Source organism: Shimia fortis, from assembly GCF_040225985.1.
In the GTDB taxonomy this organism is placed as follows: Bacteria; Pseudomonadota; Alphaproteobacteria; order Rhodobacterales; family Rhodobacteraceae; genus Shimia.
On the sequence record NZ_JBBPEU010000005.1, the window covers coordinates 215014 to 233056 of the forward strand.

The 18043-nt window shown below is 58.3% G+C and carries 14 protein-coding genes; 2 read left to right on the forward strand and 12 right to left on the reverse strand.

Going from position 1 to position 18043, the window contains the following annotated elements; all coding sequences use genetic code 11:
- Positions 1–8: 8 nt before the first annotated feature.
- Positions 9–1271: a cytochrome P450 gene (locus WNE31_RS10345; protein ID WP_349979681.1), complete on the reverse strand. Its 1263-nt coding sequence runs from the start codon at positions 1269–1271 to the stop codon at positions 9–11.
- A 94-nt stretch (positions 1272–1365) separates the two neighbouring features.
- Between WNE31_RS10345 and WNE31_RS10350 the strand changes: the two genes are divergently transcribed.
- Entirely contained in the window at positions 1366–2076 is a 711-nt protein-coding gene (locus WNE31_RS10350) for a type 1 glutamine amidotransferase (protein ID WP_349979682.1), read from the forward strand.
- Between the two features lie 49 nt (positions 2077–2125).
- Here WNE31_RS10350 and WNE31_RS10355 read toward each other — a convergent pair whose 3' ends face one another.
- The 11 genes from WNE31_RS10355 to WNE31_RS10405 form a co-directional block, all read right to left on the reverse strand.
- Entirely contained in the window at positions 2126–2776 is a 651-nt protein-coding gene (locus WNE31_RS10355; RefSeq protein WP_349979683.1) for a GntR family transcriptional regulator, read from the reverse strand.
- Between the two features lie 39 nt (positions 2777–2815).
- Positions 2816–3589, reverse strand: a complete 774-nt coding sequence (locus WNE31_RS10360; protein ID WP_349979684.1) for an HpcH/HpaI aldolase family protein — start codon at positions 3587–3589, stop codon at positions 2816–2818.
- Between the two features lie 10 nt (positions 3590–3599).
- A complete protein-coding gene (gene hpaH / locus WNE31_RS10365) occupies positions 3600–4400 on the reverse strand; it encodes a 2-oxo-hept-4-ene-1,7-dioate hydratase (RefSeq protein ID WP_349979685.1) in 801 nt (266 codons plus the stop codon).
- Positions 4397–5248: a fumarylacetoacetate hydrolase family protein gene (locus WNE31_RS10370; protein ID WP_349979686.1), complete on the reverse strand. Its 852-nt coding sequence runs from the start codon at positions 5246–5248 to the stop codon at positions 4397–4399. The genes hpaH and WNE31_RS10370 overlap by 4 nt, the downstream gene beginning before the upstream one ends.
- A 45-nt stretch (positions 5249–5293) precedes the next feature.
- Complete coding sequence (hpaD, locus tag WNE31_RS10375) at positions 5294–6274, reverse strand: 3,4-dihydroxyphenylacetate 2,3-dioxygenase (RefSeq protein WP_349979687.1); 981 nt, start codon at positions 6272–6274, stop codon at positions 5294–5296.
- An 18-nt stretch (positions 6275–6292) separates the two neighbouring features.
- A complete protein-coding gene (gene hpaD, locus WNE31_RS10380; protein WP_349979688.1) occupies positions 6293–7147 on the reverse strand; it encodes a 3,4-dihydroxyphenylacetate 2,3-dioxygenase in 855 nt (284 codons plus the stop codon).
- Positions 7148–7170: 23 nt separating this feature from the next.
- Positions 7171–8679: a 5-carboxymethyl-2-hydroxymuconate semialdehyde dehydrogenase gene (gene hpaE / locus WNE31_RS10385; RefSeq protein WP_349979689.1), complete on the reverse strand. Its 1509-nt coding sequence runs from the start codon at positions 8677–8679 to the stop codon at positions 7171–7173.
- A gap of 1 nt (position 8680) precedes the next feature.
- Entirely contained in the window at positions 8681–9064 is a 384-nt protein-coding gene (locus WNE31_RS10390) for a 5-carboxymethyl-2-hydroxymuconate isomerase (RefSeq protein WP_349979690.1), read from the reverse strand.
- A gap of 128 nt (positions 9065–9192) precedes the next feature.
- Positions 9193–12573 carry a Hint domain-containing protein gene (locus WNE31_RS10395; protein WP_349979691.1) on the reverse strand — a complete coding sequence of 1127 codons (3381 nt, stop codon included), beginning with the start codon at positions 12571–12573 and terminating at the stop codon, positions 9193–9195.
- A 656-nt stretch (positions 12574–13229) separates the two neighbouring features.
- Positions 13230–15158 (reverse strand): multiheme c-type cytochrome, encoded by a 1929-nt coding sequence (locus tag WNE31_RS10400; protein ID WP_349979692.1) that lies wholly within the window; start codon positions 15156–15158, stop codon positions 13230–13232.
- A gap of 93 nt (positions 15159–15251) precedes the next feature.
- Positions 15252–16238: a helix-turn-helix transcriptional regulator gene (locus tag WNE31_RS10405; RefSeq protein ID WP_349979693.1), complete on the reverse strand. Its 987-nt coding sequence runs from the start codon at positions 16236–16238 to the stop codon at positions 15252–15254.
- Between the two features lie 250 nt (positions 16239–16488).
- Between WNE31_RS10405 and WNE31_RS10410 the strand changes: the two genes are divergently transcribed.
- A complete protein-coding gene (locus WNE31_RS10410) occupies positions 16489–18033 on the forward strand; it encodes an arylsulfatase (RefSeq protein WP_349979724.1) in 1545 nt (514 codons plus the stop codon).
- Positions 18034–18043 lie beyond the last annotated feature (10 nt).

The following is an 18043-nucleotide window of genomic DNA, read 5'->3' on the forward strand; positions in this document are numbered from 1 at the left end:
CGCCTCCCTTAGTTCAGTTTCACGCGGACGGGCAATTCCTTGATCCCGCCGACAAAGTTCGAGCGCAGGAATTTGTGCGCGCCATTAGCTTCTATGGATTTGAGCCGTTTGCATAGCTCCTGGAACAGGACACGCACCTCAAGCCGGGCGAGCCACATGCCGAGGCAGACATGCGGGCCGGATTGGCCAAAGGACATGTGCTTGTTCGGGGAGCGCAGAAGGTTGACGCGGAACGGGTCATCAAACACAGCGTCGTCGCGGTTGGCAGAAGACCACCAGAACAGCACCTTGTCACCCTCTTTCATCTTTTTGCCATGGGCTTCGAAGTCCTGCGTCAGGGTGCGTCGGAAATAGAGCGCGGGGGTGGCCCACCGGATGATCTCGTCCGGGGCCAGCTCCCATAGGTTGTCGCCGCCTTGCTGCATTTGTCCCAGAAGTTCGGGCTGGTGACACATCGCCTGAATGCCGGCTGCGATGGAATAGCGCGTGGTGTCGTTGCCCGCCGCCACGAGCAGGCAGAAGAAGTTGCGGAATTCTTCTTCTGAAATCACGTTGCCGTCCTTGTCGGGTTGCAGGATCAGGTGCAGAACGCCCTCGGTATCTCCTGTGGCATTTTTATGCGCCATCAGATCCTTGGCATATTGATAGAGTTCCGCTCCGGCCGGTGAGTTGAACGGCATCATGCGGAATTCGTCGGTGGTCATCTTGTCGAGAACGTGATCCGTGAAATCGGGGTCGGTGTTGGCGATCAGCGCGTCGCCCTTTTCTACCAGCCATGGCAGGTCTTTTTCCGGCGTGCCGATAATCCGGCCCAGCATGAGCATCGGCAATTGGCGCGCGATAGCCTTGGTCGCGTCGAACTCTTCTTGGGCAAGGGCCTCGTCCAGGATCTGGTTGGACAGGTCGCGCAGGTCTTGTTCGAAATTCGCCACCACCGGTTTTGAAAAGGCCTTGGCAACCTTGATCCGCGTTTTCATATGCTCGGGGGGATCGGTTTCCTGAAACGTGCGGCGCGCAAGGTATTCTTCGTAGGTCTGGTCCTCCATGCGGATGCCGCGCGCCGAGGAGAACACTGCGAAGTTTCGGTTCATCTCGGTGATGTCCTGATGCCGGGTGATCGACCAGAACCCTTCGCCATCGGCATAATCGGTCCAGCTGACCGGATCTTCGTCGCGCAGTCGCTTGAAGGTGTTATGTGGCGCGCCCTGAGAAAAGGTGTCGTGGCTGGTCAGATCGGCGTGGCCGTCATCGGTGGGTGTCCAGACAGTCATACAAGCTGCCTCCCTTGCTGCTTGTTTACTTGCTTTGTTATGTATATATATGGAAGTCATAAATATGCAAAATGAAAAATGCGCGGAGATCGAAATGCGACTGGCGATCCTGATGACCAACACGGATGTGAGCGATTTCGCGCAGGCGCGCCCGAAGGATGGTGAGAAATTCACAACCCTCGTACAAGAGCAGCGCCCGGATTGGGAATGCGAGGTGTTTTCGGTCAAGGATGGGAAATTTCCCAAGGATATTCAGATATTTGATGGGGTGATGATTACCGGCAGCCCGGCGTCGGTGCATGATACTGATCCTTGGGTTGGGCAACTGTTTGACCTGATCCGCGAGATGGATGCGAAAGAGGTGCCTGTTTTTGGGGCATGTTTCGGCCATCAGGCGATTGCCCTCGCTTTGGGTGGGAAGGTTGGGCGCAATCCCGAGGGTTGGGTGCATGGGTTTGCCATGACCGATTCGGTTGGGGAGTTGCCGTTTTCGGAGCGACCGGCGCAAGTGGGGCTTTATGCGAGCCATATTGAGCAGGTGGTGGATGTCCCCGAGGGTGCAGAGATCGTGGCCTCGGGGCCGGGGTGCAAGGTGGGTGGTTACCTGAAGGGGCGGCACATTTTTACGACGCAGTATCACCCCGAGATGACAGACGGTTTTATTGCCGATCTGGTCGAGTTCACGGCAGACTACGTCGGTGAAGCGGTGACAGAGGCGGCCCGGAAATCATTGGCGAACAAAGCTGATCGCGACGTCTTTGCGCGGCAGATCGTTGGTTTCTTTGAATGGGCGACCCGGCAGTAAATTCTTTAAAGAGTTTACCGGGACAAACCTATCTGGAAAGTTGCTCAGTTCAGCTCAGCACGGCCAGCAAATCCATCGCCGTGACCTGATCGAATTGCACGTGGCGGACCATGCGCTTTTCGGCAGCCTCGGCATCGCGGCTGGTAATCAGCGTGGCGATTTCGCGGTGCTCCTTTGCGGAATCTGCAATGGCCCCTACATACTGATATCGCGCGCGGTAATACGCCATCAGCTTGCGGGCATTTGTCTTGATCATTTCCAGCAAGAACGGGTTTCCGGCGGCAATCGCGATAATCTCGTGAAAGCGCATGTTGAGCTGATAATAGGCGTCTGGATCGCTGTCGCCCTTGTCCGACGCGTGTTTTTCGCAGGCCCGCACGATGTCTTCCAAACGTTTCGCGTGATCGGCGGACAGGCGGCGGGCGGCGAGGCCGGCGGCCTGGCCTTCCAGCTTGGCATGGACTTCTAGGATGGCAAGAAACTCTTCCAGCGTGGGCTTGAAGACCACGGCGCCTTTGCGCGGCTGACGGGTGATGAGGCCCGCGGTTTCGAGTTGGATCATGGCTTCGCGTAGGGGGGTGCGCGAGACCCTCAATCGGGTGGCCAGTGCGGTTTCGTCGATCCCATCGCCGGGGTTCAGAACGCCAGATTCGATATCGCCCAGAATGGCGTTGATGATAGTGTCGGTCTGTCCTGCCATGGCGCCTTTATCGGCCTTGTGGCGGGGTCTTGTCCAGCCTCACAGCAGCGCCTTTGTTTCGCGGCAAAGCTGGCGAGTTGCTTTGGCATAGATCACCATGTCGATGCCGACCGCGACGAAGGTAGCCCCAAGGGCGAGATAGGTCTTTGCACCTTCCAGCGTCTGGGTGAGGATGCCTGCCGCCTTGCCCGAGACAACGATCCTGCGGATGGCATCTTCAATGGCCTCTTGCACCTCGGGGGCGCCTGCGTTGCCGGGATAGCCCATGTCGGCGGACAGGTCGGCCGGACCGATAAAGACACCGTGCACGCCGTCAACGGCTAGGATTTCGTCAAGGTTTTCCAGAGCGGTTCGGCTTTCGGCCTGAACGAGCAGACAGACTTCGTCATTTGCCGTGGCGACATAGTCCGCGATCTCTCCAAACCGCGAAGCGCGCGCACCCGACGCCCCCATGCCGCGCACGCCAAGCGGCGGATACAGCATGGCAGCGGCCATCTCGCGGGCCTGTTCGGCCGTGTCGACCATCGGCACCAGGACCGTTTGGGCCCCCGCGTCCAGCACCTGTTTGACCATCCATGTCTCGCCAATCGGTATACGGACCACAGGATGGCTGCCCGACCCATTCAGCGCGGTCATGGCGTCCTTGAGGCTGCGGATGTCATTTGGGGCGTGTTCCCCATCCAGTACCAGCCAGTCAAATCCGGCCGTGCCGATCATCTCGGTCAGAGAGGGTTCAGCGGTGACGACCCAAAGGCCGATCTGTGGTGTGCCTTGGGCAAGGGCGGCTTTGAACGTATTTTTGGGGGCGGGCATTCTGGCTCCTTCATGCGAAATGGCAATCGACCGAGCCAAACGACCCGAAATCGGCGTGGATATGCGTGCCCGGCGGGCATTCGACAGGGCGAATGAAAGACCCCGAGAGGATAACTTGTCCAGCCTCGATCTGTTGTCCATAGGTCTGAATCCGGCGTGCCAGCCAGACCACGCTTTCCACCGGGTCGTTCAGAACCCCCGCGCCAAGGCCGGTTTCTTCGACCTCGCCATTCCGGCTGGTGATCGCGCCGACCCAGCGCAGGTCATGGGCGTCAATGCAATGTGTCTCCGACCCCAGAACAATCCCGGCATTGGCGGCGTTGTCGCTGATGGTGTCATAGACATTGCGCGTCTGTCCGGTTTCGGGATCGGCCCGCAGGATACGCGTGTCTAGGATTTCAAGGCTGGGGGCCACATAATCAGTGGCTGCGATGACCTCTTCGCGCGTGACAGTTTTGCCGGACAGGGGGGCCTTCATGACAAAGGCAATTTCGGCCTCAATCCTGGGCTGGATGAACCGGCCCGCTGGCACGTAGCCCCCGTTTTCAAACACCATGTCGTCAAACAGCACGCCGCTGTCGGGAATGTCGATGTTCAGCGCATATTGCATGGCCTTCGAGGTCAGGCCGATCTTCCAGCCAATAACCCTGCGCCCATCGGCCTGTTTCTGCGCGGCCAGCGCCGATTGGATGGCGTAGGCATCGTCCATGTCCATATCGGGGTGTTGCCGGGACAAGAGCCCGATTTGTTGACCGGATTTCTCGGCTCGCAACAAGGCGGCGGCGGCCTTGGCGTGTTGGTCGGGGGTCATTTTTCGTCCTCCACGCCGTTTCGCAATGTGCCAATGCCTTCGACCTTGATCTCGACCACGTCGCCGGGCTTAAGGTAGCGCGGGGGATCAAATCGCGCTCCTGCGCCGGTGGGGGTGCCTGTCACGATGATATCGCCGGGCTGCAGGGTCATGAAGGTCGAGATATAGGCGATTTCCTCGCGGATCGGGAACATCATACGGTTCAGCGTATCGTCCTGCCGCACCTCACCATTCACCCGCGTAATGATCCGTGCATCGTCCAGTTGTGCGGCGTCAGTGAACGGAACCAGCCATGGGCCAATGGCACCGGACTTGTCCCAGTTCTTGCCTTGGGTGACGTTGAACTTGGCATGGCGCACCCAGTCACGAATTGTACCTTCGTTACACAGGGTGAGCGCACAAATGTGGTTGTAGGCATTTTCCGCTTTGATCCGGCGTCCGGCTTTGCCGATCACAATCGCAACTTCGCCCTCGTAATCCAGCGTGTGATTTTCGGGCGGCCGCACCAGATTGCGGCCATGCCCCGTGAAGCCGCTGGCAAAGCGTGGAAACAGAGACATGTATTTTGGCTGGGCACTGCCGTCCTTGTATTCGGCATTACGGTCGGGGAAGTTTACCCCGACGCAGAGGATCCGGCACGCATCCGGCATGACCATTTCATAGTCAAACTCTGTGTGCGTCACGGCGCGCCCATCGGCGGCTGAAAGCAGCGCCTCCATACCCCCGGCGGCGATCGCCTCGTACAGGCTTTTCCACTTGGGAAACTCGGGCGACAGGGCCACAAAGCCACCGTCCACAATGGCGCCGTATAGCACCTTTCCATCGGCGTTCACGGTTGCAAGTTTCATGCGCCCCCCTAGTTCATCTTGCCAGAAATACTCACACCACCAACCTTACGGTGCAATGATCGGCTGCGCCTTGAGCGCCGCCTCTTTGGGTTCCGCCCCTTCAAACACGGACCCGTGTTCAAACCAGGACCGTGGCGCAGGGGCACCCCAGAGCGTCTGGCGCTGCGGGTCTTTCAGATCCCACTTGATCGGTTCCAGATCCGGATCAACCGTTTGGTAGTCCGAACAGTAGATCTCGATCCTGTGTCCGTCCGGGTCCAGAACATAGAGGAAGAAAGCGTTGGAAATGCCGTGGCGCCCCGGTCCACGTTCGATATTGCCGACCCAGCCCGTGGTGGACATCAGGTCGAGCAAATCTATGATGTTGAGCGGTGTTGGCACCCAGAATGCGGTGTGGTGCAGGCGTGGCCCGAGCCCATTGGTGAAAGCCACGTCATGCACACCGCCCTTTCGGTGCATCCAGGCTGCCCAGACTTTGCCGGTTTCTGCATCCTCGGTGTATTCGGTCGTGCGGAATCCCATTTCGTTGTAGAAGGCAACGCTGGCGTCCACATCGGCCGAGAACATGTTGAAATGGTCAATGCGCAGGGGTTTCACGCCGTTGTACAGCTTGTATTGCTGGTGGATCGGCGCGAGGCGGTCCATTTTGACATAGAATTCCAGCGGAATGCCCCATGGGTCGCGGGTCCGAAGGGTGCGGCCCATATGAGAACGTTCAACCCAATCTACGGGCAAACCTTTAGCGGCAAACCAGTCGGCGGCCTTTTCGAGGTCGGGTTCGTCGTAGAGTTTGAACCCCAGAACGCCCACGTCCGACGTGTCGGCCTGTACCAGAACGATGCAGTGGTGGCCGCGTTCTTCCATGGCGCGCAGGTAGATGCGTTCATTGTCTTCGTAGGTGACCTGCAATCCCAGCATGTCGACGTAAAACGCACGGGATTTGGCAAGGTCTTTGACGCGGTATTCCACGTGGCTCAGACGGACGATATTGAAGTCGGGATAAAGGTTCGGAGTGGGAACAGGCATGGGGGCCTCCTGAGAAGCTTATTGGACAGGGAAGATCACGTTGCTCTGGCCAGTGCCGGATGACGGGAAGTATTCTGTGACAACCTCGCATTTGGCGTCATAGGTGTCCCACCCCAGCGCACCATAGAGCATGGCCGTGTCATGCATCGACCCTTCGCCGCAGCAGAAGTTGGCATAGTCGCCCAGCATCTTCAGGAAGGTGGCATGATCGCCGTTCTTCCACATCTCGAGCACGTGCAGGTCTATCTGCCGGTTGAACTCCGAACTGATCGTGAAAGTGCCGTTGTTAGGTGCGTACTCCTTGTTCGACCAGATCTTGTGCGAGAGCGAGCCCGAGGCGACCAGCAGCACCTTGCTGTCACTGGCCTCGACCGCTTCACGGATGGCTTCGCCGATCACGCGGCTTTCATCGTGGTCGTGCACAGTGCACCACGCGGCAATCGAGATGACTTTCATCTCGTGTTCCCGGCTCATAAAGCGCATCGGCACAAGCGAGCCATATTCCAGCTCCAGACTGTCGAGGTGATGGGCCAGCGTGTACACGCCCTTGTCCGAGGAAATTTTGGCAATGGCGTCGCCGAGGGCGGGGTTGCCTTCATAGGCATAGGGCATGTCCCGAATGAACTGCGGAAACTCGTTCGAGGTGAACAACCCTTCAAAACGGTCATTTGCGTTGATGTGGAACCCCGCGTTGATCACCCAATGTGTGTCACAGATGATGACCGTGTCCGCCCCAAGCGCCTTGGCGCGGCGGGCAATTTCATAGTGACCGTCGATGGCGGCTTGCCGCTTGCCTTTCACCGGTCCGTCTTGTTCGGACATGAGCATGGTGGGCACGTGGGTGCATTTGGCCGCGAGTACGATTTCTCCCATGGGGTCTCCTCCCTCTGGATGAGTCAGGCGCCAAGGCGCATGATTTTGTGTTGGCCGGTGGCAAAGCCGATATGTTTTTGTTCCATGTAAAACTCGAAGGACCAGTCGCCGCCATCGCGTCCTATGCCCGAGGCCTTGACCCCACCAAAAGGCGTGGGCAGGTGGCGGACGTTTTCCGAGTTCACCCAGATCATGCCGGCCTCTAGCCGCTCGGTGAAACGCAGGGCGCGGGTCAGATCGTTTGTCCAGAGATATCCGGTCAGACCATAGTCGGTGTCGTTGGCCATCTGCAGGGCTTCATCTTCGTGCGAGAACGGGATGGAGGTCAGGACCGGTCCGAAGATTTCTTCCTGCGCGATACGCATGTCATTGGTCGCGTTCGTGAATAGGGTGGGGCGCACGAAATACCCCTCATCCCCGATTTTCTCGCCCCCAGCGGCAACGGTTGCGCCATCGGTCTTGGCAATTTCGAAGTATGAAGTGACCTTGTTGAAATGCTCTTCCGTGACAAGCGGGCCAATTTCGGTGGCCGGGTCAAGCGGGTGGCCCACTTTGATGTTGTTGACCCGTTCAATCAGCTTGGCCTCGAATTCTTCTTTGATCGTATCGTGAATCAGCAGTCGCGAAGACGAGGTGCAGCGTTCGCCATTGATAGAATAGATCATGAAGATCACGGCATCCAATGCCCGGTCCAGATCGGCATCGTCAAAGACGATCACGGGGTTTTTGCCGCCCAGTTCGAGGTGGTTCCGTTTGTGCGTGTCAGCCCCCTGTTTCACGATCAGGCTGCCGGTCCGGCTTTCTCCGACAAAGGCGATGGCTTTGAGTTTCGGATGTTCGCACAGCGCCTTGCCCGCGTCTTCGCCGAACCCGTTGACGGTATTGAGAACACCGGGGGGCAGGCCGGCCTCTTCCGCGATTTCGACCAACAACCGGGCGGTCAAAGGAGAAGCCTCGGCCGGTTTGTGCACCACGGTGCAGCCGGCTGCGAGGGCGGGTGCGATTTTCCACGTGGACAGCATGAACGGCGTATTCCAAGGGGTGATCACGCCCACCGGGCCGATCGGGACACGGGTCGTGACATTCATCAACGTTGGGGATTTCAGATGCTGGCCGTCGCGTGCCTGCACCACCTGATCCGCGAAATAGCGAAAGTTTTCGGCGCCGCGCAGGGCTGCCTTGGACATAAAGCGCAGGGTCTGGCCGGTGTCCCAACATTCGCAAAGGGCGATTTCTTCGGCGCGGGCTTCGATAGCTTCGGCCACGTTGATCAGGATTTTTTTGCGCTCGAGCGCGGGCATGTCGCGCCAGGCCGGAAAGGCATCAGAGGCGGCTTGTGCGGCGGCATCAACATCGGCAGCGGTGCCATGGGCGACGTTGCAAATCACGGATTTGTCGACAGGCGACGTTGTCTGGAACGCGCCACCCGATCCGGCAGCGTCTACGCCGTTGATCCGGTTCGGGATTCCTGAGTCCCTGAAGCGGTCGAGATAGCCGTTTAGTTTTTCGATATTCTGTGCAAGCGCGCTCATGTCAGCTCTCCAGGTGGTCTCGGATGGTGCCGATTTTCGGGGATAGGGCGGGGTCGATGTCGCGCATCTCAAGAGAAAGCGCGATGGAATGGGTTTGCATCGCCGCGGAAAGATAGGATTGCGCCGCTTCGAAGATAAGGCGGGTGGCGTCCCGTTTCACATCGTCAGGACGCCCGCCGCGAAGTCGGACCGAGATGTCTATGAACCCGTGTTTGGGGTTCCCGTCGGCAATCGCATAGTGATCGACACGCACCGCGCGCACGCGGATGCCGGCCATGGGGAAAGTGTCGATACCGGCGGCCACATTGCGGATGTGTTCGCACAGGCCGCCCATATCCACCACCTTTTCAAGGTTGCCGGAGTAGTCGATCTGAAAATGTGGCATGTGCCTCTCTCCCTTATAGTTGTCATGTTAAGTAAAGTTTGTGAGTCGAGTCAATACGCTTGTTTCAGGGTGCGGGAAAAGAAAAAGGCGGCCCGAAGACCGCCTTTTGTTTCAATATGTTACCGGAACTAGCCCAGCAACTCCGCCTCGTGACGCTTGAGCGTCAAGCGTGCGGCGCTGTAGTTTTCCAGGCCTTTCTGAGACCGCAGTTCGGGGAAGATTTCGTAAATTTCCTGTTGCTGCTCAAGGCCGATGCCACCCATCGAATACTCGCCCGGCTGGAAGCTCTCGCTCCATGCGCCGTTGGCCAACACGACCTCGTGATTGTCACAGAGGAAGTGGACATACTCGACACCACCGGTTTCGACCTGATGCACCCCGTTGAAGTGGGTCAGGTGTTTGGCCGCCGCAAGAACTTCGCGTTCCTCGAACATCAGCTGGGGCTGCGCGCCGACCAGCAACATGCGGTGGTTTGGTGACACCATCATATCCCGTTCAGGCAGGTCCGGCCCAAGCGCGCCGGCACGGATCATAACCGGACGCAGGTTCGGACGGTCAATCAGGCTGCGGCCCGACAAACGTTTTTTGCCGATCCAGCGAATGGTTTGCAGACCGTTGTCCCGGGTGACGACCTTGTCGCCCACTTTCAAATCCTGCACCGGAACTTCGCCCGCAGGGGTCAGGATCGCAGTGCCCGGCGTGAAGCAGATCACGTTTTCGATTTCCGAGAACGCCATGGTGCCGATCTCGGTGCCACCTGCATCGAAGTAGGTAACGATACCGCTTTCGCTGCGACCGGTGGCCGGATCAAAGGTCGGGTCTGCCGGGTTGTAGGTGATGGTAAAGCTGCCACCGGGCACACCGGTTCCGCGCAGATCAAGCGTATCGTTGTCAACGCCGCCTTCCCCACCGAAGACCAGCGAGCCGGGTCCACCTCCGAGGAAGGTGTCTTCGTCGTCGCCACCTGCCGCGAGGTTGCCGCCTACCGTATCAAAGCCGAGGTTGATGGTGTCGTTGCCGGCACCACCAGCCAACAGGTCATTTCCGGGGCCGCCGTCGAGCGAGTCGTCGCCTGCACCGCCGTAAAGGCCGTCGTTACCTTCGCCACCTTCTAGTGTGTCGTTTCCGTCGCCACCTTCGAGGATGTCATCACCCTCGCCGCCGATGATCGAGTCATCGCCAGCATCGCCCGACAACTGGTCAAAGCCCGCACCGCCAGAAACGGTGTCGTCTCCGTCATCGCCGCGCATGATGTCATCGCCATCATTGCCGAAGAGTTCGTCGGCGCCGTCGCCGCCCAGCACCTCGTCATCGCCGAGGCCGGCATCAACGGTATCGTCGCCGCCATAGGCAACAATAGTATCGTCGTTCGTCGTGGCTCCAGGCACGCCACTCGCCAGCGCATCGACGGTTTCACCACCGGCGTCGCTGTATCCAGGGACAATCAGATCTGGCCCATCGGTGCCATCCACTTGGCCCGGTGTGCTGGTGGTATAGTCGGGCGGGTATCCGGTATCGCCAGAGGTTGCCGTGACCGTCGTGCTCGTGCTGCTGGCTGCGGAAGGAGCGGCTGCGAGGAAGTCCTCCGGGTTTGGCAAATCCTCGACGTAAATGACATTTTCGATATTCTCGAAAGTGGCCGTCCCAATCGGCGCGAGTGTCGTCAGATCATAGTAAGTGATCGTGCCGGCCTCGGGATCGAGCGGGTCGTATTCGATCAGTGCGTTGCCGCTGATGACGAGCGTGTCGAAATCATCGCCAAGTTCACCGCCGTCGATGTGATCGCCTACACCGACCTCGACGAATACGTCGCGGTCTGCACCGCCAGACAGTTCGTCGGCGCCTTCGCCACCATCAATAACATCTGCGCCGGTGCCGCCATAGACGGTATCTGCGCCAGCCCCGCCAACGATGAGGTCCGCTGCGCCATCGGCGGTGTTGCCATCGTTTGCAACACCGTCCCCGTAGACAAGGTCGCCATCGGCGCCGCCGACAATCAGGTCGCTGTCGGAGCCACCGATCAGCGTGTCCTCGCCCGCACCACCAAAGACGAGGTCGACGCCTTCATCGCCGGTGACATAGTCGTCACCTTCTCCGCCCGCGACGATGTCGCTGCCTTCGCCGCCGGTGACAGAGTCGTCGCCTTCGCCGCCAAGAACAAGGTCAGTGTCTTCGTTGCCCTGCACCAAGTCGTCGCCCTGGCCGCCTGAGATTATGTCAATCCCAGCGCCCCCTGAAACAACGTCGTCATCAATGCCGGCATCAATCACGTCTTCGCCGTCGCCACCTTCAATGGTGTCGTCATCGTCTTGGCCGAAGATGGTGTCGTCGCCAGCGCCGCCGATCAGAAGGTCGCGGCCATTGTCGGTCACTGGGTCGGGATCGCCGACCGAACCATCGTCAGGGATGTTCAGCGTGTCGGGGAAGCCGTCGCCAAGGCCACCATAGATCAGATCGTTGCCTTCGCCCCCGTCGACCGTGTCAGACCCTTCACCGCCAATGATCGTGTCGTCACCTTCGCCACCGGCCACAATATCGGCATCCAGACCGGCGTTGATGTCATCGTTGCCGGTCCCGCCGTCGATCGTATCGCTGTCATCACCGGTGAAAATCACATCATTGCCGGCGCCGCCCTCGACATAATCGCGGTCGTTGTCCGGATCATCATCAACTTCGATCTCGGGCAGACCCATGTAAGAGGGGAAGCCAAGATCGGGGGCGCCAGCAAACTCACCAGAGGAGGAGTCGATCGTGTCGTCGCCATCGTTGCCATAGATCACATCCTGGCCATCGCCGCCGGTGATATCATCATCGCCGCCGATAATCGGGTCGCCTTCGGTCAGTGTGGCGTAGGTCAGATCATCAATCGCACCGGACCCGGGCAGATCAACGATCATCTTGGAAACACGATACACTTCGTCAAATTCATAAACCAGTTGACCGTTGTCATCGGTCGGATCAATCGCGACTTCGCCAATCAATTCGCCGGCATCATCGAAGAAGCGCACGGTTGCCCCTTCCTCTATATCGAGGAAGGTCAGGCTTTCGATGGAAACGGGTTCGTCGAAACGGAAGCCGATCGAGCCACCATCGGCGTTGTCGTCAGGATCCGAACTGTCGCCGTCCTCGGACATGATCAGCACGCCACCAAGGTTGTCGGTGGCCAGATCATCGTCATCGCCCGTCGGGTTTGACGTATCGAAGATCATTGTAGGGGTGTTGCCGTCGAACGAGAATATTTGAACACCAGGGTACTGGTCTTCGACCAGCGTACCTGCCGCAAGGTCGTTGAAGTCAATTACGTGTCTTTCCACAACGGTGTCGCAATTCCCGTCACCGATGATCGTGTCATTGCCTTCCAGCGCATCAATCGTGTCAGAGCCAGAGCCGCCGACGACAATATCGTCGCCGCTGGTGACGGAGTCGCCGTCAGCGTCCGTGTAGGTGGCGTCAATCAGATCGTCGTTTTCAGTACCGTCTACGACGCCGGGTCCTTTAGGATCAGACATGTCAACCTCTTCCCATTTCTCACTCTTTGCTCGACTACGATCCACCCGCTGCGTGGAAATCCAGCGGCTGAACATGCCTTCTGGGTTCCGGCACACGCAATACGCCGGTCGCATCTTGCAAGATGCTCATAAGTTATCGGTTGGCCGCCCCTAGCCACATAACGCCCCCCAGTCGGACGTGGTTTAAATATGGGGCAAGCGGGTCGTTAACGAAACCCAAACATTCGATTTTTGGTAAAAATATACCGAAAACGGTTCGGCATCTCCTGTGTTTTAGGCGGAATCCTTGTGTCGGGACTGTGGCGATTGTTTCATGAATATGGCCGAATTGTGGCAAGGATTGGGCATCGTTGGGCCGCGAATCGTGGGTAATTTGCTCGAATCGGCGGGATTTTTCGCCTTTTGGAAACCATGCTTTGGGTAGGTGTTTCCTGTTTGGAACCAATTTCACCACATTCACGCCATCGCGCAGCGTGTCCGTTTTGGCACAGGCACTCTAGCCTGTAAGCCCATGAGACGGGAACAATCGCGCAACACTTGGCGCATTGTTTCTTAATACGAAACGAATAGCGAATCGCCATGTGGATAAGAGCGCCCCTTGAGGCGAATCTGAGCACGTTATTTTCGAAGCACTTCTTTCGGGGGCGGTTGGTTCCTTAGGGCAGTTGCCGGAGGAGAAACAGCAACTCTTGCTGGCCGGGATTGGCCTCAAGCGCCCGAGACAGTGTATCCTTGGCGTTTTCCGTGCGGTTCATCGCGGCTTCGATACGCGCGATCATGACCCAAGCCTGAACCATCTGCGGGTCCATCTCGACGGCCTCTTTGAACGAAGCAAGCGCGCCTTCGAAGTTGCGTGTGCGCAATCCGATACCTGCCATCACCAACTGTGTTTCAGGGAAGTCGAATTTCGTGACTAGGCTGTTTTGCCATTCGCCATTCGCGGCTTGCAAGCTTTTGGACTGCCTGTCCGGAAGATGTGCGATCGGTGCCGCGAGAAGCTCTCGTGCGGCGGCAATGCGCACCGAGCGCACAGGATCTTCGGTCATGGGCAGCACCCGCGACACCATGTCGACAGGTCCGGCGCCCCGTTGCAGGGCGATGGCATTGGCCCGCACGAAGGCATCTGGGTCTTTCAACAACCCGGCCGTGCGATCGGCAACCTGTTTGGATTCAAACGGCAGCAGCAGGTCAAGCGCAGTAGCCCGCACAATGCCCGGAAGCGCATTATAAGTTGCGAGGTCGATCAGATCCCTCACCTGTGTGGCATCGCCCTGCCGCGCGGCGTGAAATGTCTGTGAAAAATGCGGCCCGCGATAGGTGGATTGCGGGAACCAAGCCTTCACTTGTCGCGCCGCCCAGTTCGGGCTGCGATCAGAATGGCAGTCATTACAGGCATTCGGTGACCCGGTTTCGATGCTCAGGTCAGGGCGCGGCACGCGGAACGAATGGTCGCGACGGCCATCGACCCCCATGTAGACCCGTTCGATCATATGACAGCTCTTGCACTGCGCGCCTTCGGTGTCGGGTTCGTGGAAGTGGTGTTCAACTGTGTCGTACTCTTCAAGGGGCAGGCTGGGAAAGCGGTCATTGCCGCCTTCGTTGTGGCATTGCGTGCAGACGGCATTGTCGTCGGCGATCCGGTTACCAGAGTGCACGTCATGGCAATCGGAACAGACCACGCCTTTCTGGTACATCTTGGATTGCAAGAAGGATCCGTAAACATACACCTCGTCCAGGATTTGTCCGTCAGGATGATACAACCCTTCTCGCAGAGGCAGCAGGCGATAGGCATCGTGAAAGGGCGTTCCCGGCACGGGTGTCCCGCCCAGAAGAGGTTCGCGTCGGGAATGACAACTGGCGCATTGCTGGATCTGGGTTTCACCGTCCCCGGAGGCATAATCCACCAACAACCCGTTAGTCCCTAGCCCGGCCTGGTTTCTGACCGGTTTGTTATCGGCCCAGTCAACATGGGCCGAGCCAGGGCCGTGACAGGCCTCACAGCCCACGCCGATTTCCGAAAAGGTGCTGTTGTAGCGTCGTGCCTCGGCGTCGAAATTTCGCTGATAGTCCGTAGCATGACATTCCGCACAGCGGCTGTTCCAGGTCTTGTAAGAGCCCGTCCAGTGCAGGCCATCCGCCGCCGTCAGGTTGAGGTTTGGGTAAAGATGAAACCATTCCTTTTCATGAACATCCCAAGTCACATCGAAGCTTTGCAACCGCCCCGGTTCCGTTTCAAGCGCATATTGCTGCAAAGGCGTGATCCCGATGACGGCTTCGACGGGAAACTTAGTAATTTTCCCGTCCGGTCCGTCAGTCTCGATAAAGTAGGTGTCCCCTTCCTGTGTGAAGCGCGACGTGATGCCATCCAGCGTAAACTCGGTGTTGGCAAAGTCGGCCACGATCGTCTCAGGCGAAGGGGGCGTCCAAGCCAGATCGTGGTGAGAGCCTTTCCAAGCCTCGGTCTCGCCTATATGGCAATCTGCACAGGCCTCGCTGCCGACATAGGTCGGGTCTGCCTCAACGGAAAATGCGACCACCGCTAACAAGAGTGCAAGTGAGGTACGAACAAGCGTTTGCGCAATCATGGGATATCCGGCTGCCAATGGTTGTGCTACGTTAGCTGTTCCTGAGTGTTTGCCAACCCAAACCGTTATGCCGCCAGATCAACTTTGCGCAGATTAGGCCGCGGTCGATCTGAAGTGTTGCGGCGTCAACCCGTTCCAGCGTTTGAAGGCACGTGAAAAATGTGCCGGATCACTATAGCCGGACTGCAACGCGATCTCGGTGATGGTCAGGTCTGTTTCCAGCAAAAGGCTGTTGGCCTTCTTCTGACGCACCCGATCGAGAAGCTGGCGGTAGGTCATGCCTTCGCGCTCGAGAGCGCGTTGTAACGTGCGCCTGCTACAGCCAATGGTTTCGGCCATCCCGTCGATATCGGTTAGCCCGTCCAGCAAGCGCATACTTGCCACGCCTTCAAAGCAGACGAGGCCAGCGTGTTTTTCTTTCGCGTCTGCCTCGGCAAAGACGTCGGATGAGGTCAACGGACGGACCGCCGTTTTCTCATGCCGTCTGTCTAGCAGGGCGTTGGGGATGGCCAGAGAGATACCCGGCCCCGATGGTAGGCAAAGGCATCCCAAGCTGCTTTGCAGTGCCTCGTTTCTCTGGGAATAGAACATTTGAACCCATTCGGGCATCCAGTCGTCGCCGAGGTAAATGCGCGCGATCTTGAGCATGACGGGCAGGATATGGTCTGCATGGGCGCGGCCATGAGTCCTTTGCATGATTGCGTGCGAGTAGACCCAAACGGACACCGGCCCCTGTGTTACAAGGTGCATTTCGCCCATGTTCTGGTGTACGCTGCGAGTTCGCCCAAGGCGCAGGATCGCCTCACGTAATGTCGGCGCCTGGGTCGCGTATTGCGTCCACATGCCAAAATCACCGGGATCCATCGCCTGACCCACGCGCAGACCGAACAGGGGGTCCCCCAATTCACGGCTTGCCACGGAAAACAGCTCCACCATTTGAGCCATAGGAATTTGCTGGTCGCGATGTTCGATCAGCGCCATCGGCAATCCGGCGTTCTGAAATACCCGACCCAGCGGATTGTTACCGCCCAGCTGTTCGACAAGCTTGGGCAGGGGGCCCATGCCCCGGGCATTCGTCATTGGTAAAACTGTTTTTGACACAGGACAATCTTCATCAATATGGCACAAAATGGCAAGCGCGAGACCAGTTACTCGCGCATATTGATGACACATGCGCGAGATTGGTGCAGATTGATTTTGTGAACAACCACACCACCACTTACGACTTAAATCCAAGCTACAACAGAGAGGAGAATACGATTTGACCTATTTCTACAATAGGGCAGGGCTCAGGCTTGGCGCGTTGACCAGTGCGCTGATCGCGGGCGTCATGATGTCGCTTCCGGCCTTTGCCGATACAGAGAAACCCAACATCCTCGTGATCTGGGGCGATGATGTGGGGCAGTCTAACATTTCCGCCTATACACGCGGTTTGATGGGATATCAGACACCAAATATCGACCGCATTGCCGAGGAAGGTATGATGTTCACCGATTACTACGGCGAACAATCCTGCACGGCGGGCCGCTCATCCTTTATCACGGGTCAGTCCGTGTTCCGCACCGGCCTGTCCAAAGTGGGTCTGCCCGGTGCCAAGGAAGGGATGCAGGTCGAAGATCCGACCATCGCGGGCCTGCTCAAGGCGCAAGGCTATGCCACTGGTCAGTTCGGCAAGAACCACCTTGGCGACCGGGATGAACACCTGCCGACGAACCACGGTTTTGACGAGTTCTTCGGCAACCTCTATCACCTCAACGCCGAGGAAGAGCCCGAGAACATCGACTATCCCAATGACGCGGTTCTGCCTGATGGCTCGACCTTCCGCGAACGGTTTGGACCGCGTGGTGTGATCAAGTCGTCGGCCGACGGTGCGATTGAAGATACCGGCCCACTGACCAAGAAGCGCATGGAAACCGTGGATGACGAAACCGTCGCTGCGGCCATCGACTTTATCCGCCGAAATGAGGAACAGGGCAAACCTTGGTTTGTCTGGTGGTCGGGCACACGGATGCATTTCCGCACCCATGTTGCCGAAGACAAATGGGCTAAGGCCAATGAAATCGTCGGCAAGCAGGTGGATGAATACACCGCGGGCATGATCGAACATGACATGCATATCGGTGAGTTCCTTGCCCTGCTCGACGAGCTCGGCATCGCCGATGACACCATCGTGTTTTACTCGACTGACAACGGCCCGCATATGAACACCTGGCCGGATGCGGGGATGACTCCGTTCTGGGGCGAAAAGAACACCCAGTGGGAAGGCGCATGGCGCGTTCCGGCGATGGTGCGCTGGCCCGGCAAGATTGCCGCGGACACCGTGTCCAACGAGATCGTGCACCACATGGACTGGCTGCCGACCTTCCTTGCCGCTGCTGGCAATGACACCGTCAAGACAGACCTTCTGGACGGGATCACCGTGGCCGAAGTGGGCGGCGGGCGTGACTACCGCGTGCATCTGGATGGCTACAACATCCTGCCGATGCTGACCGGGGAAACCGACAAGAGCGAACGCCGCGAAATCTTCTATTTCACGGATGATGGCGACCTTGCGGCGCTGCGGTTTGGCGATTGGAAGCTGACCTTCCTTGAGCAAAAGGAATGGGCAACGCTGCGCGCATGGATGGAGCCACTGACTCCGCTGCGCGTGCCGATCATCGCCAACCTGCGGCGTGATCCCTATGAGCGCGGATACCGGACATCCAACACCTATTACGACTGGATGATTGACCGGGTCTACATGCTGGTTCCGGCGCAGGCCTATGTTGCGCAGTTCCTTGAGACCTTCAAAGAATACCCGCCGCGCCAGAAAGCGGCGAGCTTCAGTCTCGATCAGGTCATGGAGAAGCTGACCGCACCTCCGGGCGCGCCGTAAGCTTCGCTTG